At 74.9% G+C, this 25,045-nt stretch carries 24 protein-coding genes and 1 riboswitch; of the genes, 14 read left to right on the forward strand and 10 right to left on the reverse strand.

The window, feature by feature from the left end; all coding sequences use genetic code 11:
* Positions 1-1,123, reverse strand: a 1,123-nt coding sequence (locus FM076_RS09570) for a glycosyltransferase (RefSeq protein WP_173869482.1), incomplete at its 3' end; no start/stop codon positions are given.
* Positions 1,124-1,385: 262 nt separating this feature from the next.
* Between FM076_RS09570 and FM076_RS09575 the strand changes: the two genes are divergently transcribed.
* Positions 1,386-2,093 carry a TetR family transcriptional regulator gene (locus FM076_RS09575; protein ID WP_243274397.1) on the forward strand — a complete coding sequence of 236 codons (708 nt, stop codon included), beginning with the start codon at positions 1,386-1,388 and terminating at the stop codon, positions 2,091-2,093.
* A gap of 129 nt (positions 2,094-2,222) precedes the next feature.
* Here the strand turns inward: FM076_RS09575 and FM076_RS09580 are convergent, their stop codons facing one another.
* The 4 genes from FM076_RS09580 to FM076_RS09595 all read right to left on the reverse strand — a co-directional run bounded on the left by FM076_RS09580 (position 2,223) and on the right by FM076_RS09595 (position 5,475).
* Complete coding sequence (locus FM076_RS09580; protein WP_173869483.1) at positions 2,223-2,804, reverse strand: suppressor of fused domain protein; 582 nt, start codon at positions 2,802-2,804, stop codon at positions 2,223-2,225.
* A 171-nt stretch (positions 2,805-2,975) separates the two neighbouring features.
* Complete coding sequence (locus FM076_RS09585) at positions 2,976-3,845, reverse strand: biotin-dependent carboxyltransferase family protein (RefSeq protein ID WP_173869484.1); 870 nt, start codon at positions 3,843-3,845, stop codon at positions 2,976-2,978.
* Positions 3,845-4,708 carry a 5-oxoprolinase subunit B family protein gene (locus FM076_RS09590; protein ID WP_173869485.1) on the reverse strand — a complete coding sequence of 288 codons (864 nt, stop codon included), beginning with the start codon at positions 4,706-4,708 and terminating at the stop codon, positions 3,845-3,847. Before FM076_RS09590 ends, FM076_RS09585 begins: the two co-directional genes overlap by 1 nt.
* Positions 4,705-5,475, reverse strand: a complete 771-nt coding sequence (locus FM076_RS09595; protein ID WP_173874629.1) for a LamB/YcsF family protein — start codon at positions 5,473-5,475, stop codon at positions 4,705-4,707. Before FM076_RS09595 ends, FM076_RS09590 begins: the two co-directional genes overlap by 4 nt.
* 167 nt (positions 5,476-5,642) lie before the next feature.
* Here FM076_RS09595 and FM076_RS09600 point away from each other — a divergent pair, with 167 nt between their 5' ends.
* The 5 genes from FM076_RS09600 (at position 5,643) to FM076_RS09620 (ending at position 10,115) form a co-directional block, all read left to right on the forward strand.
* The gene (locus tag FM076_RS09600; protein WP_173869486.1) at positions 5,643-6,356 is read left to right on the forward strand and encodes a GntR family transcriptional regulator; all 714 of its coding nucleotides are present in this window, start codon (positions 5,643-5,645) and stop codon (positions 6,354-6,356) included.
* A gap of 155 nt (positions 6,357-6,511) precedes the next feature.
* Positions 6,512-7,249, forward strand: a complete 738-nt coding sequence (locus FM076_RS09605) for a DUF969 domain-containing protein (protein ID WP_173869487.1) — start codon at positions 6,512-6,514, stop codon at positions 7,247-7,249.
* Positions 7,246-8,214: a 5-oxoproline transporter, DUF979 family subunit gene (locus FM076_RS09610; RefSeq protein ID WP_173869488.1), complete on the forward strand. Its 969-nt coding sequence runs from the start codon at positions 7,246-7,248 to the stop codon at positions 8,212-8,214. Before FM076_RS09605 ends, FM076_RS09610 begins: the two co-directional genes overlap by 4 nt.
* 15 nt (positions 8,215-8,229) lie before the next feature.
* Positions 8,230-8,913 (forward strand): pyroglutamyl-peptidase I, encoded by a 684-nt coding sequence (gene pcp / locus FM076_RS09615; RefSeq protein ID WP_173869489.1) that lies wholly within the window; start codon positions 8,230-8,232, stop codon positions 8,911-8,913.
* A 161-nt stretch (positions 8,914-9,074) separates the two neighbouring features.
* Positions 9,075-10,115 (forward strand): DUF2891 domain-containing protein, encoded by a 1,041-nt coding sequence (locus FM076_RS09620; RefSeq protein ID WP_173874630.1) that lies wholly within the window; start codon positions 9,075-9,077, stop codon positions 10,113-10,115.
* A 100-nt stretch (positions 10,116-10,215) separates the two neighbouring features.
* Here FM076_RS09620 and FM076_RS09625 read toward each other — a convergent pair whose 3' ends face one another.
* From FM076_RS09625 to FM076_RS09635, 3 genes are all read right to left on the reverse strand, one after another.
* A complete protein-coding gene (locus FM076_RS09625) occupies positions 10,216-11,121 on the reverse strand; it encodes an LLM class flavin-dependent oxidoreductase (protein ID WP_173869490.1) in 906 nt (301 codons plus the stop codon).
* Positions 11,122-11,254: 133 nt separating this feature from the next.
* On the reverse strand, positions 11,255-11,494 hold the full coding sequence (locus tag FM076_RS09630) for a ferredoxin (protein WP_173869491.1): 240 nt from the start codon (positions 11,492-11,494) through the stop codon (positions 11,255-11,257).
* Positions 11,491-12,975 carry an aldehyde dehydrogenase gene (locus FM076_RS09635; protein WP_173869492.1) on the reverse strand — a complete coding sequence of 495 codons (1,485 nt, stop codon included), beginning with the start codon at positions 12,973-12,975 and terminating at the stop codon, positions 11,491-11,493. The genes FM076_RS09630 and FM076_RS09635 overlap by 4 nt, the downstream gene beginning before the upstream one ends.
* A 166-nt stretch (positions 12,976-13,141) precedes the next feature.
* Here FM076_RS09635 and FM076_RS09640 point away from each other — a divergent pair, with 166 nt between their 5' ends.
* The 7 genes from FM076_RS09640 to FM076_RS09670 all read left to right on the forward strand — a co-directional run bounded on the left by FM076_RS09640 (position 13,142) and on the right by FM076_RS09670 (position 21,732).
* Complete coding sequence (locus FM076_RS09640) at positions 13,142-14,215, forward strand: MBL fold metallo-hydrolase (protein ID WP_173869493.1); 1,074 nt, start codon at positions 13,142-13,144, stop codon at positions 14,213-14,215.
* 90 nt (positions 14,216-14,305) lie between these two features.
* Positions 14,306-14,378, forward strand: a riboswitch (cobalamin riboswitch).
* 158 nt (positions 14,379-14,536) lie between these two features.
* Entirely contained in the window at positions 14,537-15,883 is a 1,347-nt protein-coding gene (locus FM076_RS09645) for a prenyltransferase/squalene oxidase repeat-containing protein (RefSeq protein WP_173869494.1), read from the forward strand.
* On the forward strand, positions 15,880-16,611 hold the full coding sequence (locus FM076_RS09650; protein ID WP_173869495.1) for an SCO2322 family protein: 732 nt from the start codon (positions 15,880-15,882) through the stop codon (positions 16,609-16,611). The genes FM076_RS09645 and FM076_RS09650 overlap by 4 nt, the downstream gene beginning before the upstream one ends.
* A gap of 2 nt (positions 16,612-16,613) precedes the next feature.
* Positions 16,614-17,735 (forward strand): CbiQ family ECF transporter T component, encoded by a 1,122-nt coding sequence (locus tag FM076_RS09655; protein ID WP_173874631.1) that lies wholly within the window; start codon positions 16,614-16,616, stop codon positions 17,733-17,735.
* A complete protein-coding gene (locus FM076_RS09660) occupies positions 17,732-19,429 on the forward strand; it encodes an ABC transporter ATP-binding protein (RefSeq protein ID WP_173869496.1) in 1,698 nt (565 codons plus the stop codon). The genes FM076_RS09655 and FM076_RS09660 overlap by 4 nt, the downstream gene beginning before the upstream one ends.
* A 205-nt stretch (positions 19,430-19,634) precedes the next feature.
* On the forward strand, positions 19,635-20,615 hold the full coding sequence (locus FM076_RS09665) for an ECF transporter S component (protein ID WP_173874632.1): 981 nt from the start codon (positions 19,635-19,637) through the stop codon (positions 20,613-20,615).
* 535 nt (positions 20,616-21,150) lie between these two features.
* On the forward strand, positions 21,151-21,732 hold the full coding sequence (locus tag FM076_RS09670; protein ID WP_173869497.1) for a TetR/AcrR family transcriptional regulator: 582 nt from the start codon (positions 21,151-21,153) through the stop codon (positions 21,730-21,732).
* A gap of 186 nt (positions 21,733-21,918) precedes the next feature.
* On the opposite strand, the gene FM076_RS09675 is transcribed toward FM076_RS09670, so the two are convergent.
* Positions 21,919-23,088 (reverse strand): steroid 3-ketoacyl-CoA thiolase, encoded by a 1,170-nt coding sequence (locus FM076_RS09675; protein ID WP_173869498.1) that lies wholly within the window; start codon positions 23,086-23,088, stop codon positions 21,919-21,921.
* 271 nt (positions 23,089-23,359) lie between these two features.
* Here FM076_RS09675 and FM076_RS09680 point away from each other — a divergent pair, with 271 nt between their 5' ends.
* Positions 23,360-24,643, forward strand: a complete 1,284-nt coding sequence (locus tag FM076_RS09680) for a cytochrome P450 (protein WP_173869499.1) — start codon at positions 23,360-23,362, stop codon at positions 24,641-24,643.
* A gap of 15 nt (positions 24,644-24,658) precedes the next feature.
* Here the strand turns inward: FM076_RS09680 and FM076_RS09685 are convergent.
* The coding region (locus FM076_RS09685; RefSeq protein WP_173869500.1) for a helix-turn-helix domain-containing protein at positions 24,659-25,045 on the reverse strand (387 nt) is incomplete at its 5' end.

Below are 25,045 nucleotides of genomic sequence, written 5' to 3' on the forward strand. Positions count from 1 at the left end.
CGCCGGGCGGCACCGCCAGGCAGGTCTCGCCGTCGGCGCCCGCGACCTCCGGGATGGCGCCGCCGGTGGTGGCCAGCAGCGGGGTGCCGGTGGCCATGGCCTCGGCGGCGGGCAGCGAGAAGCCCTCGTAGAGGGAGGGGACGCAGGCGATCTGCGCGGAGCGGACGAGGTCGGCCAGTTCGGCGTCGCTGATGCCCTTGACGAACTCGACGGCGCGTTCCAGGCCGTGCGCCTCGATGGCGTCGGCGACGGGGCCGGTGGCCGGGCGCTTGCCGACGACGACCAGGTGGGCCCCGGGATGTTCGGTGCGGGCCTTGGCCAGGGCCTCGACGAGGAAGACCAGCCCCTTGAGGGGGACGTCGGCGCTGGAGGTGGTCACGATGCGGCCCGCCACCTCGGGCACGGCCGGGTCGGGCGAGAAGAGGCGGGTGTCGGCGCCGATGGGCACCACGTGGATGCGGTCCGGGCGCACGCCCAGGTCGTCGGCGATCTCCTGCCGGGAGGAGCCGGAGACGGTCACCACCGAGGGCAGCCGGCGGGCGACGCGGCGCTGCATGCGGGTGAAGCCGTACCAGCGGCGGACCGAGGTGCGCCGCCGCCAGCCGTCCGCCGCCGCCAGCTCCAGCCGCCGGTCGACGGTGACGGGGTGGTGGACGGTGGTCACCAGGGGGGCGCCGAGTGCGGCAGGGCCGCCGAGCAGGCCGTAACCGAGGGTCTGGTTGTCGTGGATGACGTCGAACTCGCCGCGGCGCGCGGCCAGCTGGCGGCGGGCGCGCAGCGAGAAGGTCAGCGGCTCGGGGAAGCCGCCGGTCCACATGGTGGCGACCTCCAGCAGGTCGATCCAGTCGCGGTACTCCTCCCGCCTGGGCGTGCGGAAGGGATCGGGCTGGCGGTACAGGTCGAGGCTGGGCAGTTCGGTGAGGGTGAGCCGGCCGGGCGCGTCCGCGACCTCGTCGAGGACCGGGTAGGGCTGGGCGCCGATCACCTCGACATCGTGGCCGAGCCGGGCGAGTTCCCGCGAGAGGTGGCGTACGTAGACGCCCTGGCCGCCGCAGAAGGGGTTGCCCTTGTACGTCAGCAGCGCGATGCGCAGCGGGCGGTCGGTTACGGCCTGACCGGTCACTCACGGCCCCCTTCGTCACTGCGTTCCGCCGGAGCGTAGCCGCTCGCGCTAACCTAGAACAAGTTTCAGGTTCGACTTTCAGGAGGGACGGCTCCGGGCGGCGGCACCACCCGGGAACTCGTGCCCGGACTGATGAATTTACCGGCCAGTCACTTCGGGCGAGCCGCCGGAACAGGTGATTCGCGCCACCCCTGCGGGGCCTGCAACAATGCACGGCTCCCACAGGGCTTCAAGAACGCCACGGAACGGGACCAACAACGCGATGCCGACACCGCCGCAGCCCAAGCCCTCACCCACGGGGCGACCAGCGTCCTCGTCTCCCCGGCGGTCGCCGTCGCAGCGGTCCGCGTCCGCCGCGCGGCAGCCGGCCGCTCCCTCGGACCGGAACCCGCCGCTGACCGAGCGGCAGGAGGCCCGGCGCCGCCGCATCCTCCAGGCGTGCGCGCAACTCGCCCGGCGGGGCGGGTTCGACGCCGTGCAGATGCGCGAGGTGGCCGAGTCGTCCCAGGTGGCACTCGGCACGCTCTACCGGTACTTCCCCTCCAAGGTGCACCTGCTCGTCGCCACCATGCAGGACCAGTTGCAGCACATGCACGAGACGCTGCACAAGCGGCCCCCGCAGGAGCCGGAGGCCGCCGCCCGCGTCGCCGAGACCCTGATGCGGGCCTTCCGCGCGCTGCAGCGCGAACCGCAGCTGGCCGACGCGATGGTGCGCGCGCTCAACTTCGCCGACCGCTCGGTCAGTCCGGAGGTGGACACCGTCTCCCGGCTGACGACGGCGATCATCCTGGACGCCATGGGCCTGGAGGAGCCGCCCACCCCCGAACAGCTCTCCGCGGTCCGCGTCATCGAGCACACCTGGCACTCCGCCCTCATCACCTGGCTCTCGGGGCGCGCCTCGATCGCCCAGGTGAAGATCGACATCGAGACGGTGTGCCGGCTGATCCAAGTGACGGCACCCGAGGAGTAGCCCGGCGGCCCATGGGTGCCGCCATCCAGGGCCGCGAGGGCCGCGCTTCAGGGGCGCGAGAGCCGTGGGTTCCCGGGCGCGGATGCCGCCGGTTCAGAACCGTGGATGCCCCGGTGCAAGGGCGCGGGTTCAGTGCCGCGGGGGCGGGGCGCAGACGTCGCGGGTGTCGAGCAGGGAGGCGAAGAAGTCCTCCGGTCGAGCAGCCAGGGCGGCTTCCCTTTCGGCCTCGCTGATCGGTACGGCCGTCAGGACGCGCACCGGCTCCACCCCGGTCGGCACGGTGGCCGGCTGCTCCCGGGTCCAGGGACCGGCCAGGAAGACGCGGCGACAGCCGGGGAAGGCGGGCAGGTCGTCGTCGAAGCCCACCATCTCGCCCCAGCCGAGCGGTTCGCCCCTCGTCCAGGGATACGCGGCCAGGTTGGCGAGCCTGACGGCGAGGGCGTGCTCGTCACCGGGGCCGAGCGGGCCGCGCCGCAGCAGGCGCAGCTCGGCACGGCCGCCCGGCGCCCCGTCCCGGGACGGCATCGGGTGGGCGGCCATCCCGATCGTCGCGAACGCCGTGACGTCCGCCGGGCCGCCGGCCCGGTAGAGCATCACATCGAGGCGTTCGAGGGGCGGCGGGCCCTCGTCGAAGGTGAGGCCGTCGTCCTCGGGGCCCCATTCGGCCCGCAGGGCGTGGAAGACGTCGCGGAGTATCGGAGGAGCCGGCATGGCCGCGACCCTAGCCGCATCTCACGTCACGGCCCGACCGGGGGGGCGGGCCGTACGGCCCGGCGAGGCGGCTGGGCAAACGGAGGGGCGGCCCGGCCACCCGCCGCGTCGGCCCGGCGAACGGCCAGGCGGTCCGGCGAACGGCCGGGCCGTCTCCGTACGGGTGGGGTCTCAGGGCGCGGCGGGGGTGAAGCGGACCGGGGTGCCCGGCGGGGCCTGTGCGGCGGCGCCGAGCGCGTCGGCCGGGACGACGCCGATCACGGGGTAGCCGCCGGTCGTCGGATGGTCGGCCAGGAAGATGACGGGGCGGCCCTCGGGCGGCACCTGTATCGCACCCAGGGGCATGCCCTCGCTGGCCAGTTCGCCCTCCCGCGCCCGTGCGAGCGCCGGGCCCTCCAGCCGCAGGCCGATCCGGTTGCTGGCGGCGGAGACCCGGTAGCCGGCGGTACGGAGGGTGCGCAGCCCCTCCGGCGCGAACCAGTCGTCACGCGGTCCCGGGACCACCGGCAGGACGAGTTCGTCCGGGGGTGCCGCCCAGGGCGCCGTGTCGGCCGTCGGCGGCCGGTCTTCCGGGTGCGGTGCGCCGAGCCGCAGCACGCTGCCGTCGGTCAGCGGCGCCGGGCCGAGCCCGGAGAGCAGGTCGGTGGCGCGGCTGCCGAGCACCGGCTCCGCGTCCACTCCCCCGGCGAACGCCACGTAGGAGCGGACGCCGTGCGTGGCGGTGCCGACGTCCAGCACGGCGCCGGCCGGGAGCCGGACCGGCTGCCCCCAGGCGGCGGGACACCCGTCCACGGACACCGGGCAGGGCGCCCCGGTGACGACGGCGACGGCGGGGCGCAGGACGCGTACCGCGCAGCCGGTGAGGGTCGTCTCCAGGGTGGCGGCGGTCTCCGGGTTGCCCACCAGGCGGTTGGCGAGACGGTGCGCGGCCGGGTCGAGCGCGCCGGAACGGGGCACGCCCAGGTGCGCGTACCCGGCGCGGCCCAGGTCCTGCACGGTGGTGAGCGCTCCGGCCCGTACGGTCTCCAGTCCGTCAGCCATCACGGCCGCTCCCTCGGGGTCCCGGGTCCGTCCGGCACGGGGTCCGCCGGGCCGGACGGCCGCCCGCCGTCGGGCCCGGTGTGCGGCAGGGCGGACCCCGCGCCCGGTCGGCCGGACCGCACAGCACTCGGTTCGGTGTCCGGTTCGCCGGACTGCTTACCGCTGGGCCCGCCGTCCGGCCCGGCGTGCGCGTCGAGGGGGACGAAGCGGACGCGGGTTCCGGGGGCCAGCAGGGCCGCCGGGGTGCGGTCCGGGTCCCACAGGACCGTCTCGGGTGCCGTGCCGATGAGCTGCCAGCCGCCGGGCGAGGAGCGCGGGTAGACGCCGGTGTAGGGGCCGGCGAGGCCCACCGCGCCGACCGGGACCCGGGTGCGCGGGGTGGCGCGCCGCGGCACGTGGTACCGCTCCTCCAGGCCCGTCAGGTAGCCGAACCCGGGGGCGAACCCGCAGAAGGCGACGCGGAAGGAGGTGGCCGCGTGGATCCGGGCCACCTCGTCCTCGGACACGCCCCACAGCGCGGCGACGTCGGCGAGGTCGGGGCCGTCGTAGCGAACCGGTATCTCCACCACGCCGGTGCCGCCGCCCGACAGCGGCGGCACGTGCCAGCCGGGCAGTTCCTCGGCCAGCCGCCGGGCCGCCTCGGGTGCGGCGAACCCGTCGAGCAGCACGGTGGTGGCACCCGGCACGATCTCTTCCACGGGCGGCAGGGTGCCGGCCGCGCGGCGGCGCAGCAGTTCCGCGTGGAGGGCTTCGCTCCGTTCGGCGGTGGCGTACTCCACCAGCAGTCCGCGGCGGCCCACGCGCCGCAGTACGGGCTCCTCCGCGGCGGGCCGCGCCTGCGCGGTGCGGGCGGGCGCGGTCATGCGAACGCCCGGACGGTGACGCCTGCCCGGCTCAGTTCCTGGCGGACGCGGCGGGCCAGTCGCGCGGCGGCGGGGGTGTCGCCGTGCACGCACAGCGAGCGCGCCCTGGTGGGCAGCACGCTGCCGTCGGCGGCGGCGATCTCGCCGTCCCGCGCCAGCCGCACCGACCGCTTGACCACCAGGTCCGGGTCGTGCAGCACCGCGTCCGGCTCCGAGCGCGGCACCAGGGTGCCGTCGGGCCGGTAGGAGCGGTCGGCGAACGCCTCCTCCACGGTGGGCAGTCCGGCCTCGGCGGCGGCGGCCAGCAGCAGGGAGCCGGGCAGGCCGAGGACCGGCAGCGGCTGCCCGGAGCCGGTGGCGGGGCCGGAGAGGCGTACCCCCTCCACGACGGCGGCTGCCTGCTCGGCGTCGTGGACGGCGCGGTTGTAGAGCGCGCCGTGCGGTTTGACGTAGGCGACGGCCGCGCCGGCGGCGCGCGCGAAGACCTCCAGCGCGCCGATCTGGTACGCGACTTCGGCGGCCAGTTCGGCCGCCGGTACGTCCATCGAGCGGCGGCCGAAGCCGGCCAGGTCGCGGTAGGAGACCTGCGCGCCGATGCGGACGCCGCGCTCGGCGGCCAGTTCGCACACGCGGCGCATGGTGGCGGGGTCGCCGGCGTGGAAGCCGCAGGCGACATTGGCGCTGGTGACCGAGGCGAGCAGGGCTTCGTCGTCGGTGAGCCGCCAGCGGCCGAAGCCCTCGGCGAGGTCGGCGTTAAGGTCGATCATCCGGTCCATCGCCAGCAACGTAAGCGATTGTTGAACAATCCGGCAAGAGGGTCCGGCCCACCGGAATCCGCCCACCGGAATCCACGGGCGCCACCGGCACCCGCCACCGCACACCCCGTCCCGGCCGGGCGACCGCGCCCGCACGGGCGCAGCCGAGGGAGATCACGATGACTGCCGACCCGTCCGCCGCCCCCTCGGATGCCGCCGCGCTGGCGGGGCTGGTCGCCGACCGGGCGCTACTGGGGCGCACCAGCACGGCCGAGCGGGTGGCGGCCGTGCTGCGCCAGCGGATCGCCCAGGGTTCCTTCCCGCCCGGCACCCGGCTCTCGGAGGAGCGCATCCGCGGGGCGCTCGGCGTCTCCCGCAACACCCTGCGGGAGGCGTTCCGGCTGCTGACCCACGAGCGGCTGCTGGTCCACCGGCTCAACCGGGGCACGTTCGTGCGGGTGCTGGGCGGGGACGACATCGTGGACATCTACCGGGTGCGGCGGCTGGTCGAGTGCGCGGCGCTGCGCGGACTGGGCGCGCCGCCCTACGAGGTTTCCGAGGTGCGGGCGGCGGTCTCGGCGGGCGAGCGGGCGGCGGCCGAGGGGCGGTGGCAGGAGTGCTCGACCGCCAACATCCGCTTCCACCAGGCGCTGGCCGGGCTGGCGGGCAGTCCGCGCACCGACGAGATGATGCGCGGCGTCCTGGCCGAACTGCGGCTGGCCTTCCACGTCATGGGCGATCTGCGCCGCTTCCACGAGCCGTACCTGGTCCGCAACCAGGAGATCGCCGGGGCCCTGGGGAGGGGGAACGCGGCGGAGGCCGAGCGGCTGCTGGCCTCCTACCTGGACGACTCGCTGGGGCAGCTGCTGGAGGCGTACCCCGAGGAGCCGTGACGCCGGGCGCGGACGCGAGGTGGCGCCGGGAGTGACATGCCTCACTCTTGTCGGATCGTTCAACAATCCTCTAGCCTCCCGTGGAATTCGCTTCACACACATCCGCGCTCAGATATCCGCTCCGCGGACGTCGCTCCATGGAAGGCGGAGGCGACATGATCGTTCTGCTCGGCGTCCTCGTGGTGGTCCTCGGCTTCGCGACGCGACGCAACCCCCTGCTCGTCGTCGGCGTGGCCGGAATCGTCACCGGACTGCTGGGCAAGCTCTCCCCCGTCGAGATCCTGCGGACCTTCGGGGAGAGCTTCGCGTCCAGCCGTTCGGTGACGATCTTCGCCATCACACTGCCCGTCATCGGCCTGCTGGAGCGCAACGGCCTCCAGCAACAGGCCCGCACCCTCATCGGCAAGCTCGGCACCAAGCTGACCACCGGCCGGTTCCTCACCCTGTACCTGCTGCTGCGGCAGCTCACCGCCGCCGTGGGCCTGCAGACCATCGGCGGGCCCGCGCAGAGCGTCCGCCCGATGATCGCGCCCATGGCCGAGGCCGCCACCGAGCGGCGCAACGGGGGGCGGCCGCTGCCGGAGAAGGTTCGCGAGAAAGTGCGTTCGCACGCGGCCGGCACCGACACGGTGGGGCTGTTCTTCGGCGAGGACTGCTTCCTCGCCATCGGCTCCATCCTGCTGATCACCGGGCTGGTCAACAGCACGTACCACACCCACCTGGAGCCGCTGCACCTCGCGCTGTGGGCGATACCCAGCGCCGTGTGCGCCTTCCTCATCCACGGCGCCCGGCTGCTGCGGCTGGACCGGACGCTGGAGCGGGAACTGGTGACGGCGAACGCGGCGATGGCCGTCGCACAGGAGGACAGCGAGAAGGGCGAGGCCGCCAAGTGATCAAGTCCGAGTGGTTCTTCTGGCTGGTCGGAGCCGTCTTCCTGGTGATGGCGGCACAGATGTTCTTCGACCGCACCAACCCCAAACGGCACGGCACCGCCGCCTTCTGGGGCCTGCTGGGCCTGTGCTTCTTCTACAGCACCTGGGTCAACGAGAAGTCCCTGCCCGCCGAACCGCTGGGCGTGGCGGTCCTCGTCCTCATCTGCGTCGGCGGCTTCAACCTCACCGGCAAGGGGAAGCCCGACACCACGAGCGAGAGCGAACGCGTGAAGCTCGCCGCCCGCTTCGGCGGCAAGCTGTTCATCCCCGCGCTGACCATCCCGGTGGTCGCGATGGTGTGCGCCGTCCTGGTCTCCAAGTGGAAGATCGGCGGCAGCCCGCTGCTGGAGGAGGGCAGCGAGACCATCCTCGGGCTCGGCCTGGGCGCCGTCGTCGCGCTGGGCGTGGGCATGTGGGTGCTGCGGGAGCGGCGCGTGAGCGTCCCGGTGCACGCCGGGCGCGGGCTGCTGGAGTCGATGGGCTGGGCACTGCTGCTGCCCCAGCTGCTGGCCGTGCTGGGCGCGATCTTCCAGGCCGCCGGGGTCGGCACGCAGGTGCGGAAGATCACCGAGTCGGTGCTGCCGGACGGGCAGAAGCTGGCCGCCGTGGCGCTGTACTGCGCCGGGATGTTCGTCTTCACCCTCATCATGGGCAACGCCTTCGCGGCCTTCCCCGTCATGACCGCGGCCGTCGGCTGGCCTGTGCTCATCGAGCAGATGGACGGCAACCCCGCCGCCGTCCTCGCGGTCGGCATGCTCGCCGGGTTCTGCGGCACCCTGTGCACACCCATGGCGGCCAACTTCAACATCGTCCCGGCCGCCCTGCTGGAGCTGAAGGACCAGTACGGGCCGATCAAGGCGCAGGCGCCCACCGCCGCGGCAATGCTCGTCTGCAACATCGCCATCATCTACCTCTTCGCGTTCTAGGCGGTGTCCCGTCCCATGACTGCTGCTGCTTCTCCGTCCTCCCCCCTCCAGGTCCTCGTCACCGGCTTCGCGCCGTTCGACGGGGAGGAGACCAACCCCTCCTGGCAGGCCGCCGAAGCCCTCGCCGCCGACCCGCCGGCCGGACTGGATGTCCGCGCCGTCCGGCTGAGCTGCGTCTTCGGCACGGCACTCGACGAGCTGCGCGCCGCAGTCGAGGCCGCCGGGCCCGGCCTGGAACTGGTGGTGTGCCTGGGCCAGGCGGGCGGTCGCGCCGACCTGACCGTCGAACGCGTCGCCCTCAACGTCGACGACGCGCGCATCCCCGACAACGCGGGCGCCCGGCCCGTGGACGAACCGGTGGTACCGGGCGGGCCCGCCGCCTACTTCAGCACCCTGCCCGTCAAGGCATGCGTCGCCGCGGCACGGGAGGCCGGAGTGCCCGCCTCCGTCTCCCAGACCGCGGGCACCTTCGTGTGCAACCACGTCTTCTACGGGCTGGCCCACCTGCTGGCCACCGAACACCCGGGCGTACGCGGCGGCTTCGTCCACGTGCCGTTCACCCCGCGACAGGCCGCCGCCAAACATCCGGCGCCCCCGTCGCTGTCCGTGGCCGACGCGGTACGCGGCCTGTCCGCCGTCCTGAGCACGGCGGCCCGCACCACGACCGACATCCGCGAACCGGGAGGGGCGACACATTGAGCACCGGGAACGCCGGGAACACCAGGAGCACCCCGGACGGCGCGGACACCGCGGACGGTACGAACACGGCGGACGGTACGAACGGCGTGGACGGTACGAACGGCGCGGACACCGCGGTCGGCGCGAGCGGTCCGGGCAGCCCGGCCGGCGCGGGCGCCGCGCTGGAGGAGCGGGCCGCGCACTTCGCCGAGGTCGCCCTCGCCAACATCACCCGCGAGTACCCCAACGTCCCCGCCCACCTGCTGGGCGGGCCCGGCGAACTGGTCCCGCCGCGCCGCTTCCACCCCGCCTTCTACGGTGCCTACGACTGGCACTCCTCCGTCCACATGCACTGGCTGCTGCTGCGGCTGCTGCGACGTCCGTGGAAGGGCGGGGATGCGCGGACGGAGCGGCTGCGGGGCGAGGTGGTGCGGGCGCTGGAGAACCATCTGACGCCCGAGACGCTCGCCGCCGAGGCCGCCTATCTGCGCGAGCACCCCTCCTTCGAGCGCCCGTACGGCTGGGCGTGGCTGCTGGCGCTCACGAGTGAGAGCGCCGCCCTGGCGGCGGAAGGGCGCCACGGGGGTGCCGGCTGGCGGGCCGCCCTCGCCCCCGCCGCCGAGACCGTCGCCGGCCTGGTGCTCGCCTGGCTGCCCAAGGCCACCTACCCCGTGCGGCACGGCACGCACGCCAACAGCGCCTTCGCCCTGGGACTCGTCCTCGACAGCGCCGGACGGGCGGGCGTCCCCGGTCTGCTGGAACCGGTCGCCGCCAAGGTCCGCGAGTGGTACCTGCCCGACCACGGCGCGGCCACCCGCTGGGAGCCCTCGGGCCAGGACTTCCTCTCCCCGCTGCTGTGCGAGGCCGACACCGTGCGCCGGGTGCTGCCGGCCGGGGAGTTCGCCGGATGGCTGGAGAGGTTCCTCCCGGAGCTGGCGGACGCCGCCGCGACCGGGACGGCGTTCCTGCCCCCGCCGCGGGTCTCGGACGCGGCCGACCCGCAGATCGGCCATCTGCTCGGCCTCTGCCTCAGCCGGGCCGCCGCGCTGCGCGGCATCGCCGGGGCCCTGCCGGCCGGTGACCCGCGCGCCGGCGCGCTGCGCGCGGCGGCGGAGGCCAATCTGCGAGCCGCGCTTCCGGCGGCCACCTCGGGCGACTTCACCACCGACCACTGGCTGGCCACCTTCGCCACCCTCGCCCTGGGCGAGGACGTACCGGCCTGACCCGGACGGCCTGTCCCCGCCCCGCCCCGGCCCGGTGATGCGGAGCGCCCGCCCCTCGGTCCGGCGGATTCCAAGGGGCCGGGGGGGCGGGACGCCCGCGTCAGGCGGGCCGGGCCAGGAGGGGGCGGACCTGCTCGGCGGCGAAGCGGACGAAGCCCTCGGGGTCGGGTTCGTCGGCGGTCGGCTGGAGGACGACGGTGTCGGCGCCCGCCGCGGCCACCTCGCGGACGGCCGCGGCGACCGTGGCCGCGTCGCCCGCCACCCCGGGCCCGGCGTCGGGGTCGTGGCCCTCGCGGGTGCGTTCGGCGCGCAGCCGGTCGGCGGCGTCCGGGCCGGTGGCGCAGCTGAGGTAGTGCACGATCTCGTGGCGGTCGGCGCCGCGTCCGGCCGCCGCCCTGCCCTCGTCGATGAGCCGCCGAGCCCGCCGGATGCCCTCCGGCGCGGTGTTGGCGTCCAGCACGGTGCCGTCCGCCGCCTCGCCGCTCAGCCGCAGCGAGCGCGGTCCGCGCGCGCCCGCGAAGACCGCCGCCCCCCACTCGCCGTCCTTCCGGTCCCCCGCCGGCGGCCAGTCCAGGGCGACCCCGTCCAGCCGCACGTACCGGCCCTCGACCGTGACCCGTTCGCCGCGCAGCAGCGCGCGTACGGCCTCCAGTTGTTCGCGCAGCAGGGTGACGGGCGAGTCCACCCGGGCGCCGGCCTGCCCCATCCACTCCTGCACCCCGTGTCCGAGGCCGACCGCGAAGCGGCCGGGGAAGAGGCGGCGGAGGGTGGCGGTCTCCATCGCCGTGAGCGCGGTGTTGCGCAGCGGGACGGGGAGGAGCCCGATCCCCACCCGGAGCCGCTCGGTCCAGGCGAGCGCCGCGGCGGCGGTGGCGATGCCGCTCTCGAAGAAGCAGTCCTCCCACAGCCACAGCTGGTCCAGTCCCGCCTCGTCGGCGGCGCGGGCGACGCTCCGCAGCCGTTCGGGGGCCACCTGGGGCCGGAAGATCGCACCGAGACTCGTCATACGGCCGTTCCTATCCCGGAACGCCGGTGCGGGCAACGGGATTCGGCGCGGCCCGTGGCCCGGTGTCCCCACCGGCGCGGCCCGGTGGCCCGGCGGTCCGCGCCGGTGGGGGCGACGGAACAGTGGCGGGCCGCTACTCCTCCGGTGGGAAGACCGCCTCCCCCGTGCCGGCCAGGGTGATGGAGATGGCCTCGACGGGGCAGCTCTCGGCCGCCGCCAGGACGTCCTCGCAGGGCGCGCGGTCCGGAGCGAGGGGGCGGGACCGGCGGGCGGCGTCGAGGCGGAACTCCCCGGGCGCCGTTCCGACGCACATCCCGGACCCGATGCACAGGTTGTGGTCGACCTCGACGTGCCAGCGGCCGGCGGCTGTCATGCCGCCTCCGGGGGCAGGTGGATCATCTTGTGCTCCAGGTATTCCGCGTAGCCCTCGGGGCCGAACTCGCGTCCGATGCCGGAGTTCTTGCAGCCGCCGAAGGGGCCGAGCATGTCGATGCTGAAGGTGTTGACGGAGTAGGTGCCGGTGCGCACGCGGCGGGCGATGTCGGTGCCGTGCTCGACATCGGCGGTCCACACGCTGCCGGAGAGGCCGTAGTCGGAGTCGTCGGCGATGCGCACCGCCTCCTCCTCGGTCTCGTAGGGCAGCAGGCAGATGACCGGGCCGAAGATCTCCTCCCGGGCGATGCGCATGGAGTTGTCGACGTCCCCGAAGAGGGTGGGCTCGACGTACCAGCCGGTCGGCATGGACGCGGGCCTGCCGCCGCCCGCCAGGACCTTGGCGCCCTCCTCCTGGCCGAGGGCGATGTAGTCGAGGGAGCGCCGCCGCTGGCGCTCGGCCACCAGGGGGCCCAGTTCGGTGGCGGGGTCGAGGGGGTCGCCGACGGTCAGCGCGTCGGCGGCGGCCTTGAAGCGTTCCGCGATCTCGTCGTAGCGGCTGCGCGGGGCCAGGATGCGGGTCTGGGCCACGCACGCCTGGCCGTTGATCATCCAGGCGAAGGGGGTGATGCCGGCCACCGCCGCGTCCAGGTCCGCGTCGGGCAGGATGACGGCGGCCGACTTGCCGCCCAGTTCGAGCGTGACGCTGGTCAGATTGCGGGAGGCCACCTCCATGACGCGCTTGCCCGCCGCGACGGAGCCGGTGAAGGACACCTTGTCCACGCCCGGGTGCGCCACCAGGTACTCGCTGACCTCCCGGTCGGCCGGGAGGATGGACAGCACGCCGGGCGGCAGTCCGGCCTCGTCGGCGATCTCGGCCAGCAGATAGGCGTCCAGGGGCGTTTCGGGGGAGACCTTGAGGACGGCCGAGCAGCCGGCCAGCAGCGCGGGCGCCAGTTTGGCCGCCGCGGTGAACTGCGGCACGTTCCACGGCACGACCGCCGCCACCACGCCCACCGGCTCCCGCCGCACCAGCAGCGGCCCGAGCGCGCCCGCGCGCCGCTCCTCGTACGGGTGATCGGCGGCGACCTTGAGCGCCGCGTCCCACACCATCAGCGCGGCCAGCGACTGGACCATGACGCCCGTGGTGTACGGGGTGCCGTTCTGCGCGCTGATGAGCCTGGCGAACTCGTCGCCGCGCGCCGCGAACGCGTCCTTGATACGGGTGACGGCCTCGATGCGGTCGGCCAGTGGGCGCCGTGCCCACACCCCGGAGTCGAACGCCTCGCGGGCGGCCCGCACGGCGCGGTCCACGTCCGCGCGCGAGGCGTGCGGGACGCGGCCGATGGGCTGCTCGGTGTGCGGCGAGACCACCTCGATCGTCTCGTCGCCGGCGGGGTCGGTGAACGCGCCGCCGATGTAGAGCTGCCGGTGTTCGGTGTACGCGACGCCGCTCCCACCGGGGTTGGGGTTGTCCGTCATGACTGTGCCCTCCCTGTCCGCCCGCCCGTCGGCGCCCGGGGCCGCGGCGCCCCGCCGCTGCCTGACAGTGCATCAGAACTAGTACCAGTTCTACTTCTGGGGAACAATGCCCGAGCCGGTGACAGCTTGGCCGGCCACGCCGTACGGACCGGGGGAGCCGCCGCCCATGACAGACGCGCCGCAGGTCACCGAGGAGCCCCGGGTGCGAGACCACGGGGGCGGGATCTGGAGCATTCCCGTCCCCATTCCGGACAACCCGCTCGGCCACACCCTGGTGTACGTGATCGAGACGGACGCCGGCCCCGTCCTCGTCGACACCGGGTGGGACGACCCCGCCTCCTGGCGGACGCTCGTCGAGGGGCTGGCCGCCTGCGGCACCTCGGTGGGCGACCTGCACGGCGTACTGGTCACCCACCACCACCCCGACCACCACGGCCTCTCGGCGCGGGTACGGGAGGAGTCCGGTGCGTGGATCGCCATGCACGCCGCCGACGCCGCCGTGGTGCGCCGCACCCGCGCCTCGGACCGGCGCGAGTGGCTGGCCTACCTCGTCGGGAAACTGGCTGCGGCGGGCGCCCCCGAGGACCACACGGCCCCGCTGCGCGCGGCGCTGGAGGGGGGACGGGGCGGGGCACTGCCGGGTGCGCGGGCCGCGCTGCCCGACCGGGACATCGAGCCGGACGCGCTGCTCGCCCTGCCGGGCCGCCGGCTGCGGGCGATCTGGACGCCCGGCCACACACCCGGACACGTGTGCCTGCACCTGGAGGAGCGGCACCCGGCGCAGGGCGCTTCGCCCGGCGGGCGGCTGTTCTCCGGCGACCACCTGCTGCCGGCCATCACCCCGCACATCGGCCTGTACGAGGACCCCGACAGCGACGGGAGCACCGATCCGCTGGGCGACTACCTCGACTCCCTCGCGCGGATAGCCGGACTGCGGCCCGCCGAGGTGCTCCCCGCGCACCAGTACGCCTTCACGGGCGCCCGGGCCCGGGTCGGGGAGCTGACCGCGCACCACGCCGAGCGCCTCGCGGACCTGCGGGCGCTGCTCGCCCGGCGGGACCTCACCCCCTGGCAGCTGGCCGAGGCGATGCGCTGGAACCGGCCGTGGGAGCAGATCCCCTTCGCCTCCCGGAACATCGCCGTGGCCGAGGCGGAGGCCCACCTGCGCCATCTGGTCGGGCTCGGTCACGCGGAGGCGGTGCCCGGCAGCGACCCGGTCACCTACCGTGCGACCGACTGACCGGTCGGTCCGTCCCGCCCGGGGCCGACGGCCCGGCCCCCGGAACGCTCCGGCTACAGTGGCCGGCAGACGAACAACGCCTCCGACCGGGGGAAGCCGGTGCGAATCCGGCGCTGACCCGCAACCGTGAGCGGTCGCCCCGCCGACCGCGAGCCGGAGCACCCGGGCGGAGGTGGGCTCCCGTGGCCGCCAGGCCACCGGCACCGTCGAGGTTCACGGAGCCGAGCCCGGTGCACCGCGGTGCGGGTCGCGTGGTCGCGGCCCGTCCGGCGGGGCGGCCGTGCCCGGCTGCGGTCCGCTTCCGTCACGAAAGGCACTCGCATGTCACCGCGCCGCCGCGCCACGGTCCTCACCGCCGCCACCGTGCTGTGCGCGACAGCCGCCCCCGTGGCATCCGCGGCCACCGCCGCATCCGCGGCGGCCGGCGCACCGGCCGCCGCCGTCGCCCCGGCGGTGAAGCCGAAGCTGCCGGACGGCCTCTACGGCACCGCCGACCCCAGCTACGACGGGGTGTGGCGGCAGTCGATGGCGCTGCTGGCGCTGGACGGGGCCGGTGCGGTCCCGGCGAAGAAGGCCGTGGACTGGCTCACGGAACAGCAGTGCGCGGACGGCTCGTTCACCGCCTACCGCGCCGACCCGGGGAAGAAGTGCGACCCGGACACCACGCCGTCCGACACCAACGCCACCGCTCTGGCGGCGCAGGCGCTCGCGGCGGTCGGCGGCCGGAGCGAGGCGGTACGGGAAGCGGTGGACTGGCTGGTCTCCGTGCAGAACAAGGACGGCGGCTGGGGCATGGCGCCCCGCTCGCCCTCGGACGCCAACTCGGTGTCGGTCGTCATCGGCGCCCTGCACGCCGCCGGCAAGGACCCGCGGAAGGTCACCGCCGAGGGCGGCCGCTCCCCCTACGACGCGCTGCTGGGCCTCCAGCTCACCTGCGGTGCCAAGGGCATCGAGGACGCCCCGGGCCAGCAGGGCGCGTTCGCCTACCAGCCGGACAAGAAGGGCCGGCTGGTGCCGAACAACGACGCCACCGCCGCGGCCACGCTCGCCGCGCTCGGCAAGGGCGCCCTGGCCGAGCCGCTGGACAAGGACGCCAAGAGCAAGCCCGTCACCCCCCTCAAGTGCGCCACCGGCGCTGCGGACGGCGAGCGGCAGGACGGGCCGCGTGAGCTGCCGGGCGGCCGGAAGGCGGCGGCGGGCGCCGGCGCCGCCTACCTCGCCGCCACCCTGAAGAAGGGCGGCGGCCACTTCACCACCGTCACCCCGGGCGAGGAGAAGCCGCAGCCCGACTACGCGAACACGGCCGACGCGGTCGTCGCCCTGGCCGCGGGCGGCCACCGCACCGAGGCCCGGTCCTCCCTCCGCTGGCTGGCCGCCCACCTCGACGACTGGGACAAGGCCGACGACGACCCGGCCGCCCTCAGCTCCCTCATGCTGGCCTCCCGCGCCACCGGCGGCGACCCCACCCGGCTCGGCGGCACCGACCTGCTCGCCCGCCTCGGCCGCACCGGCCCCGCACCGGCCCGGATGCCGGACTCCGACGCGTCCTCCGAGAAGAAGGACGACGGCGCCACCATCCCCGTGTGGGCCTTCATCCTCGTCGGCCTCGCCGTCGGCGCCGGCTTCGGCATCCTGCTGAGCGGCCGTCGCAAGAGGCAGCAGCTGTGAGGGCCCGGACAGCGGCGGTGGCCCTCGCCGCGCTGCCGGCCCTCGCCCTGGGGCAGGCGGCACCGGCCCAGGCCGCCGGGACGGGGTACCGCTACTGGTCGTTCTGGATACGGCAGGAGGGCGGCTCCTGGTCGTACGCCACCGAGGGCCCGGCCACCCAACGGCCCGGGGACGGCGACACGCTGGGCTTCCGCTTCGCCCTGAGTGAGAACTCCCGGCGGGCCACGAAGCCGCGCGGTGCCGGCGCGTTCGCCGCCGCCTGCGCGAAGACCGCGCCGGGGAAGGGCGGCAAACGGGTCGCCGTCCGCATCGACTTCGGCACCCGCGCCGACGCCCCCGCCGGTGAGTCCGGGGCCCCGCCCGCCCCCCGCACAGGCTGCGCTCGGGTACCGGAGAACGCCACCGCGGCCGACGTCCTCGCGAAGGTCGCCGGGCCGCTCCGCTACGACTCCGCCTCCCTGCTGTGCGCCATCGACCACTACCCGGCCAAGGGCTGCGGGGAGCAGGCGACGCGCGCGGACGGCGGCGACGGCGGCCAGGACGGCCGGGCGGACGCCGAGGACGGCAAGAACGGCAAGGGCGGGCAGCACGACGCCCGGGACCCGGGCGAGGGCGAGGGCGAGGGCGACGACGGACTGGAGACGGGGCTCGGCGTCCTGGCGGGCGTCGCGGCCGTCGCGATCCTGGGCGCCGCGGCGCTGTGGCAGGCCCGCCGGCGAACGCGCTGACGATGCGCCGCTCCCTGCCGAGAGCACCGCTGGCCACCCGCGCCACCGCCCTGCACCCGGGCGCCTGGTGGCTGTGGGCCCTCGGCCTGGCCACCGCCGCGTCCCGCACCACCAACCCCCTGCTGCTCGCCCTGGTGATCGTGGTGGCCGGCTACGTCGTGGCGGTACGCCGCACCGACGCGCCCTGGGCGCGCTCCTACGCCGCGTTCCTCAAGCTGGGCGTCCTGGTGCTCGTCGTCCGCCTCGTCTTCGCGTTCTTCCTCGGCTCCCCCGTCCCCGGCACCCATGTGCTCGCCGAACTGCCCGAGGTGCCCCTCCCGGAGTGGGCGCGCGGGGTGCGGATCGGCGGGCGGGTCACCGCGGAGGGCATGGCCTTCGCCCTGTACGACGGGCTGAAGCTGGCGACGCTGCTGGTCTGCGTCGGCGCCGCCAACGCCCTCGCCAACCCGGCGCGGCTGCTCAAGTCCCTGCCGGGCGCCCTGTACGAGGCGGGAGTGGCGGTCGTGGTCGCCATGACGTTCGCACCCCACCTGGTGGCGGACGTACGGCGGCTGCGTGCCGCACGCAGGCTGCGGGGACGCGGTGACCGGGGACTGCGCGGAGTGGTGCAGGTCGGCCTCCCGGTGCTGGAAGGCGCACTGGAGCGCTCGGTGGCGCTCGCGGCCGCGATGGACGCCCGCGGCTACGGGCGGACCGCGCGCGTACCGGCCGCCGTACGGCACACCACCACCGCGCTGACGCTCGGCGGGCTGCTGGGCGTGTGCGCCGGCACCTACGGCCTGCTGGCCGCGCGGGGCGCCGGCTTCGGGCTGCCCGTGCTCGTGGCCGGTGCGGCCTGCGCGCTGGCCGGACTGCGGCTGGGCGGCAGACGCGCCGCCCGCACCCGCTACCGCCCGGACCGCTGGGGCGCACGGGCCTGGCTGGTGTCCGCGTCCGGGGCGGCCGTCGCCGCGCTGATGATCCACGCGGCCGGGGTCTTCCCCGAGGCGCTGACTCCCCCCGCCGTCCCCCTGCACGCCCCGCCGCTCCCCCGCTGGCCGGCCGCCGCCGTCCTCCTCGGACTGCTCCCCGCCGCCGTCGCCCCGGCCCCGCCCACGGGCAAGGAGGAGAAGAGCCACTCATGATCATCTTCGACCAGGTCAGCGTCGTCCACGACGGTGCCACCGCCCCGGCCCTGCCCCCGGTGGACGCCCACCTCCCCGAAGGGGAGCTGTGCCTGCTCGTCGGCCCGAGCGGCGCGGGCAAGTCGACGCTGCTGGGCACCGTCTCGGGCCTGGTCCCGCACTTCACCGGCGGCACCCTGCACGGCAGGGTGACCGTGGCGGGCCGCGACACCCGCACGCACAAGCCCCGCGAACTCGCCGACCTCGTCGGCACCGTGGGACAGGACCCGCTCGCCCACTTCGTCACCGACACCGTCGAGGACGAACTCGCCTACGGCATGGAGTCCCTGGGGCTCCCGCCCGCCACGATGCGGCGCCGCGTCGAGGAGACGCTCGACCTGCTGGGCCTCAACGAGCTGCGGGACCGCCCCATCGCCTCCCTCTCCGGCGGCCAGCAGCAGCGTGTGGCCATCGGCTCGGTCCTCACCCCGCACCCCCGGGTCCTCGTCCTGGACGAGCCGACCTCCGCGCTGGACCCGCCCGCCGCCGAGGAGGTGCTGGCCGTCATCCAGCGGCTGGTGCACGACCTGGGCACCACCGTCCTGATGGCCGAACACCGTCTGGAGCGGGTGGTGCAGTACGCCGACCAGGTCCTGCTCCTGTCCCCCGACAGCGGCGCCCGGCTCGGTGACCCGGCAGCGCTGCTGGCCGTCTCACCCGTCCGGCCGCCCGTGGTGGAACTGGGGGAGCTGGCCGGATGGGACCCGCTGCCGCTGTCCATACGCGACGCCCGCCGCGCGGCGGGCCCGCTCCGGGACCGGCTGGCTCCCCACGCCCCCTCCCCCGCCGCCGGGCCGCCCTCCGCCAACCCTGCTACCGCCACGCCCAATTCCGCCGCCTCCGGTTCCGCCGCCTCCGGTTCCGCCGCTCCCCTCGCCGAGGTCTCCCGGCTCACGCTCGTGAGGGGCCGGGTCACCGCCCTGCACGACGTCAGCCTCTCCGTGCGGGCGGGAGAGACCGTGGCCCTGATGGGACGCAACGGCGCGGGCAAGTCGACCCTGCTGGGCACGCTCGTGGGGATGCACCGTCCCACCCGGGGCCAGGTCACCGTGGCGGGCCGGATCCCCCACCGCACCCGGCCCGCCGAGCTGCTGCGGCACGCCGGGCTCGTCCCGCAGGAGCCCCGGGACCTGCTCTACGCGGACACCGTCGCCCGGGAGTGCCGGACGGCGGACGCCGACGCGGGCGCCGCGCCGGGCACCTGCCGCTCACTCGTCTCCCGGCTGCTGCCCGGCATCCCCGACTCCGCCCACCCCCGCGACCTGTCGGAGGGCCAGCGGCTGGCCCTCGCGCTGGCGATCGTCCTCACGGCCCGGCCGCCCCTCCTGCTGCTGGACGAGCCCACGCGGGGCCTGGACTACGCCGCCAAGGCCCGGCTGATCGCGGTGCTGCGCGAACTGGCGGGCCAGGGCCACGCCATCGTGCTGGCCACGCACGACGTCGAACTCGTCGCCGAGGTGGCCGACCGGGTCGTCGTCCTGGCCCAGGGCGAACCGGTGGCCGACGGACCGACCCACGAGGTCGTGACCTCCTCCCCCGCCTACGCCCCCCAGGTCGCCAAGATCCTCGCCCCCCAGCCGTGGCTCACGGTCGGCCAGGTGCGTCAGGCCCTCGGAGACGAGCCCGGACCACGGGATGGAGGACCGGCACGGTGACGGCACCCGAGACGCCGCCCGACGCGGCGGCGGGGCGGACGGCCCGCGCGGCGACAACCGGCGCACTGACAGGACGTGAGACGGCGCCCGACGCGGCGACGGCGCGGAAGGCCCGCGCGGTGACGGGGCGGAGGATCGGGCGGCGACGGGGCGAAAGGTCGGTGCGGTGACGGGACGGAAAGTTGGCGCCGACACGGCCGACGCGGTGGCGGGACGGAAGGCCGGCACGGTGCCGAACAGAGCGGTGGCGGCGATCCGGCTGGGGCCGAAGTCCGTCGCCGCGCTCGCCCTCACCAGCGCCGCCGGGGTGGCCGCCTTCGCCTGGCCGCTGCTGGCCGGAGAAGCCTCCGGGCTGGCGCACTCCCAGGACGCCCCCTGGCTCTTCGCCGCCCTGCTCCCCCTGCTGCTGGCCGTCGCCGTGGCGACCGTCTCCGAGACGGGGCTGGACGCCAAGGCCGTGGCCATGCTGGGCGTACTGGCCGCGGCGGGCGCCGCGCTGCGACCGCTGGGCGCGGGCACCGCGGGACTGGAACCGATGTTCTTCCTCATGGTGCTGTCCGGGCGGGTGCTGGGGCCCGGCTTCGGTTTCGTCCTCGGCGCCGTCTCGATGTTCGCGGGCGCCCTGCTGACCGGCGGGGTGGGGCCCTGGCTGCCGTTCCAGATGCTCTCCATGGGCTGGGTGTCCATGGGGGCGGGACTGCTGCCGGGGGCCGGCACGCTGCGGGGCCGGCGGGAACTGCTGCTCCTGGCCGCCTACGGAGCGGTCTCCGCGCTCTGCTACGGCCTGGTCATGAATATGCAGGGCTGGCCCTACATTGCCGGGCTCGGCTCGGGGCTCTCCTTCGTGCCGGGCGACCCGCTCCAGGAGAACCTGGCCCGCTACGCCGCCTACGTCCTGGCCACCTCGCTGGGCTGGGACGTGCCCCGGGCGGTGCTGACCGTCGTGCTCACCTTCACGCTGGGCGGCACGGTGCTGCGGGCCCTGCGCCGGGCCACCCGCCGGGCCGCCTTCGACGCGTCACCGTCCTTCGCGCGGCCACCCGTGCGGCCGCCCGGTACCGCACCGGACCCGGCGGGTTCCTCGGACGCCGCGCCCGGTCCCTCCGGGGCGCCGCCCGGCTCCTCCCGCACACCGCCCGGTTCCCCGAAGGCTCCGGCCAACTCCCCCGAGGAGTCCGGGAGCTGAGGCACCCGCGTTCCTGCCCGACCCCGACGGGCAGGAACGCGGGCTCCGGCACGAGGCCCCCGCCGGCAGCGGGTCCCTCGCGGCTTCCCCGGCCCGGCGCACCCGGACCGCATCCGGACCCGCATCCGGCGGGCGGCACTTGGAGCGCGGCAATGCGGAGCGCGAGCCGGTATGTGGCGCGCGGCAGACAGCGCTCGGTGAGCAGCGCACGCTCGGCGCTCAGCGAGCGGCGGGTCGGGTGACGTCGATGGTGGCGGTGGCGACGGTGGTGGTGCGTTCGGCACCGCGAGGCCGTCAGGCGCGGGCCCGCAAGGGTGGCAGACCGGCTCCCGGGGCGGGCCGTGGGCCGACGACGGCCGGGGCTGTCCACAGCCCGGCCCCCGCCGGTTCGCCCCAGCATGCCCGCGGCGACAGCGTCTGCTCGGACATGCTTCGGCCCCCGTTCCCCCGTGACGTGCGAGAACGAGCGTTCTCGCCGACGCCAAGACCGTATCGTAGAGAACGACGGTTCTCAATACTTGGGGAGAGCGGGACCATGGACGGCGAGACCAGCACCGAAACCCGCATCCTCGGCGCCGCCGACGCGCTCTTCTACGAGCACGGCGTGCAGTCCGTGGGCATGGACCGGATCCGCGACGCCGCCGGGGTCTCGCTCAAGAAGATCTACCAGTGCTTCCCCTCCAAGGGCGCCCTGGTGGAGGCGTATCTGCGCCGCCGGGACCAGTGGGCCCGCACGGCGCTGGAGGAGCGCGTGGCCCGCCACACCGACCCCGAGGAACGGGTGCTGGCCGTCTTCGACTGGCTCCACGACTGGGTGGACGGCCCCGATTTCCACGGCTGCGCCTTCATCAACGCCTTCGGCGAGCTGGGCGCCGACTCCGCTGGTGTCGCCCACGCGGTGCGGGACCACAAGGCGGCGGTCCGCGGCTATCTGCGGGACCTCGCCCACGAGACGGGCGCCGCCGACCCCGACCGGCTGGGCTCCCAGCTGGCCGTGCTGCTGGACGGCGCGATGAGCAACGCCTCCATCACCGACTCGCCCGCCCCCGCCCGGGACGCCCGCCAGGCCGCGCGGACGCTGCTGCGCGAGGCGGTGGCGCCCGGGGCCCGCGACTGAACCGGCACCCGTCCGGGCCCTCGGCCCCTCCCCGGGCCCCCGGCCCCCCGGGTCACGTCCGCCGAGCGGTCGCGGAGCCGCCGAAGAACGGTCGGTCGCTCCAGGGGTGCTGGAGAACGGCCGCGTCGAAGGTGCTGGAGGCCGGCCGCCTCAGAGGCGGAGGCGCCGGAGGACGGGACGGCCGCCTCAGAGGCGCTGGAGGATGGTCGCGGTGGACAGCGCGCCGCCCGCGCACATGGTGACGAGGGCGAACTCCTTGTCGGCGCGTTCCAGTTCGTGGAGGGCGGTGGTGATCAGCCGGGCGCCCGTGGCGCCGACCGGGTGCCCCAGCGCGATGGCTCCGCCGTTGACGTTGACCTTCGCCAGGTCCTGTTCGAAGACCTGCGCCCAGGACAGCACGACGGAGGCGAAGGCCTCGTTGATCTCGACCAGGTCGATGTCCTTGAGGGACATCCCGGCCTTGCCCAGGACGGCGCGGGTGGCGTCGATGGGGCCGTCCAGGTGGAAGTGCGGGTCGGCGCCGACCAGGGCCTGCGCGACGATCCGGGCGCGGGGCCGCAGTTTCAGGGCCCTGGCCATGCGTTTGGAGGCCCACAGCACCGCGGCGGCGCCGTCGGAGATCTGGGAGGAGTTGCCCGCGGTGTGGACGGCGGCGGGCATCACGGGCTTGAGCCGGGCGAGCGCCTCCATGGAGGTGTCGCGCAGCCCCTCGTCGCGGTCGACGGAGCGCCACATGCCCTGGCCCGCGGCCTGCTCCTCCTCGGTGGTGGGCACCTGGACGGCGAACGTCTCGCGTTTGAAGCGTTCCTCGGCCCAGGCGGTGGCGGCGCGCTCCTGGGAGAGGAGCCCGAGGGAGTCGACCCGTTCGCGGGTCAGGCCGCGGTGGCGGGCGATGCGCTCGGCGGCCTCGAACTGGTTGGGCAGGTCGACGTGCCACTCGTCGGGCCAGGGTTTGCCGGGGCCGTGCTTGGAGCCGCTGCCGAGCGGTACCCGGGACATGGCCTCGACGCCGCAGCCGATGCCGATGTCGATGACACCGGCGGCGATCATGGTGGCGACCATGTGGTTGGCCTGCTGGGAGGAGCCGCACTGGCAGTCGACGGTGGTGGCCGCGGTCTCGTACGGCAGGCCGACGGCCAGCCAGGCGTTGCGGGCCGGGTTCATGGACTGCTCCCCGGCGTGGGTGACGGTGCCGCCGACGATCTGTTCGACGCAGTCGGCGTGGATGCCGGTGCGGCCGAGGAGTTCGCGGTAGGTCTCGCCCAGCAGGTAGGCGGGGTGCAGGGTGGCGAGGGCGCCGGAGCGCTTGCCGATGGGGGTGCGTACCGCTTCGACGATGACGGGTTCGGCGGCCATGAGTCGTCCTCTCCAGCCCGGCTGGCTCGCCACCAGCACAACTAGTACGCGTTCTAGTTCTCCGGACAGTGTGAGGAGCCCGTTCACCACCACGCAAGGGGCGTGCATGAGTCCCGCGTGCGCCTCTTGCGCAAGTTCCGGCGCCGTGCCCCTTGCCACTTGTAGAACCCGTTACTACCTTCGGCGGCGCTTCTGATGGCCCGTCAGGTACCCGTCGGACGCTCCGAGCCTCTCCGAACCGCAAGACCGCCCCTCAGCCAGTGGAGCCGCGATGTCCTCCTGCCCCGCGCTGCCCGACGGGTTCGACTTCACCGACCCGGACGTGTACCAACAGCGCGTCCCGCTGCCCGAGTTCGCCCTGCTCCGCGAGACCGCGCCGGTGTGGTGGAACCGGCAGCCGCGCGGTGTGGCGGGCTTCGGGGACGAGGGGTACTGGGTGGTGACGCGGCATGCGGACGTCAAGGAGGTCTCCACCCGCCCCGAGCTGTACTCCTCCCATCTGAACACCGCGGTGATCCGGTTCGCCGAGCACATGACGCGCGACCAGATCGACATCCAGAAGCTGATCATGCTCAACATGGACCCGCCCGAGCACACCCGGGTCCGGCAGATCGTGCAGCGCGGCTTCACCCCCCGGGCGATCCGCGCGCTGGAGGACGCCCTGCGCGAGCGCGCCGTCCGCATCGTGGAGAGCGCCAGGGAGCGCGGCAGCGGCGACTTCGTCACGGACATCGCCGTGGAACTGCCCCTCCAGGCCATCGCCGAACTCATCGGCGTCCCGCAGGAGGACCGCTCCCGCATCTTCGACTGGTCCAACAAGATGGTCGCCTATGACGACCCCGAGTACGCCATCACGCAGGAGGTCGGCACACAGTCGGCGGCCGAACTCATCTCGTACGCGATGACGATGGCACAGGACCGCAAGGAGTGCCCCGCCCGGTACGCCGGTGCCGGCGGCGCGACCGGTGCCGGCGGGCCCGGTGGGGACATCGTCAGCCGGCTGGTGGCGGCCGAGGGCGAGGGCAACCTCAACGCCGACGAGTTCGGCTTCTTCGTCATCCTGCTGGCCGTCGCGGGCAACGAGACCACCCGCAACGCCATCAGCCACGGCATGCACGCCTTCCTCACCCACCCCGAGCAGTGGGAACTGTTCACCCGCGAGCGCCCGGCCACGGCCGCCGAGGAGATCGTGCGCTGGGCGACGCCCGTGGTCTCCTTCCAGCGCACCGCCACCCAGGACACCGAGCTGGGCGGGCGGAAGATCCGCGCCGGGGAGCGGGTCGGGCTCTTCTACTCCTCCGCCAACCACGACCCGGAGGTCTTCACCGACCCGCACGTCTTCGACATCACCCGGGACCCCAACCCCCACCTCGGCTTCGGCGGCGGAGGCCCGCACTTCTGCCTGGGCAAGAGCCTCGCCGTGCTGGAGATCAACCTGATCTTCGACGCGATCGCCGACCTGGTGCCGGGCATCGCCCTGGCCGGGCCCGAACCCCGCAGGCTCCGCTCCGCCTGGATCAACGGCATCAAGGAGCTGCGGGTCACCTACGGGTGAGCACCGCCGGGGCCCTCAGCCCCGGGCGTACGCGCCCGGGGTGATGCCGTAGGCGCGCACGAACCAGCGGTGCAGATGGGCCTGGTCGGCGAAGCCGCAGGCGGCGGCGGCCCCGGCGGCGGTGGCGCCGCCCGCCAGCATCCGCCGGGCCGCGCGCAGCCGCAGCTGCCGCTGGAAGTCGCTGGGCGGCATGCCCAGCTCGGCGCGGAAGGCGCGGTAGAGGGCGAACCGGCTGCACCCGGCCGCCCGCGCCAGCCGGTCGGCGGGGATCTCCTGCGCCCAGTCCTCCTCCAGCAGCTCCCGGGCCCGTCGTACGGCAACGGAACCGGCGCGCGGAGCGGTTGCCCGCGCCGGCGTCCGCGCGCCCCGGCACACCATGGCCACCACGGCCTCGGTCAGCCG

It is taken from the genome of Streptomyces albus subsp. chlorinus (assembly GCF_013302895.1).
Classification (GTDB): Bacteria; Actinomycetota; Actinomycetes; order Streptomycetales; family Streptomycetaceae; genus Streptomyces; species Streptomyces chlorinus.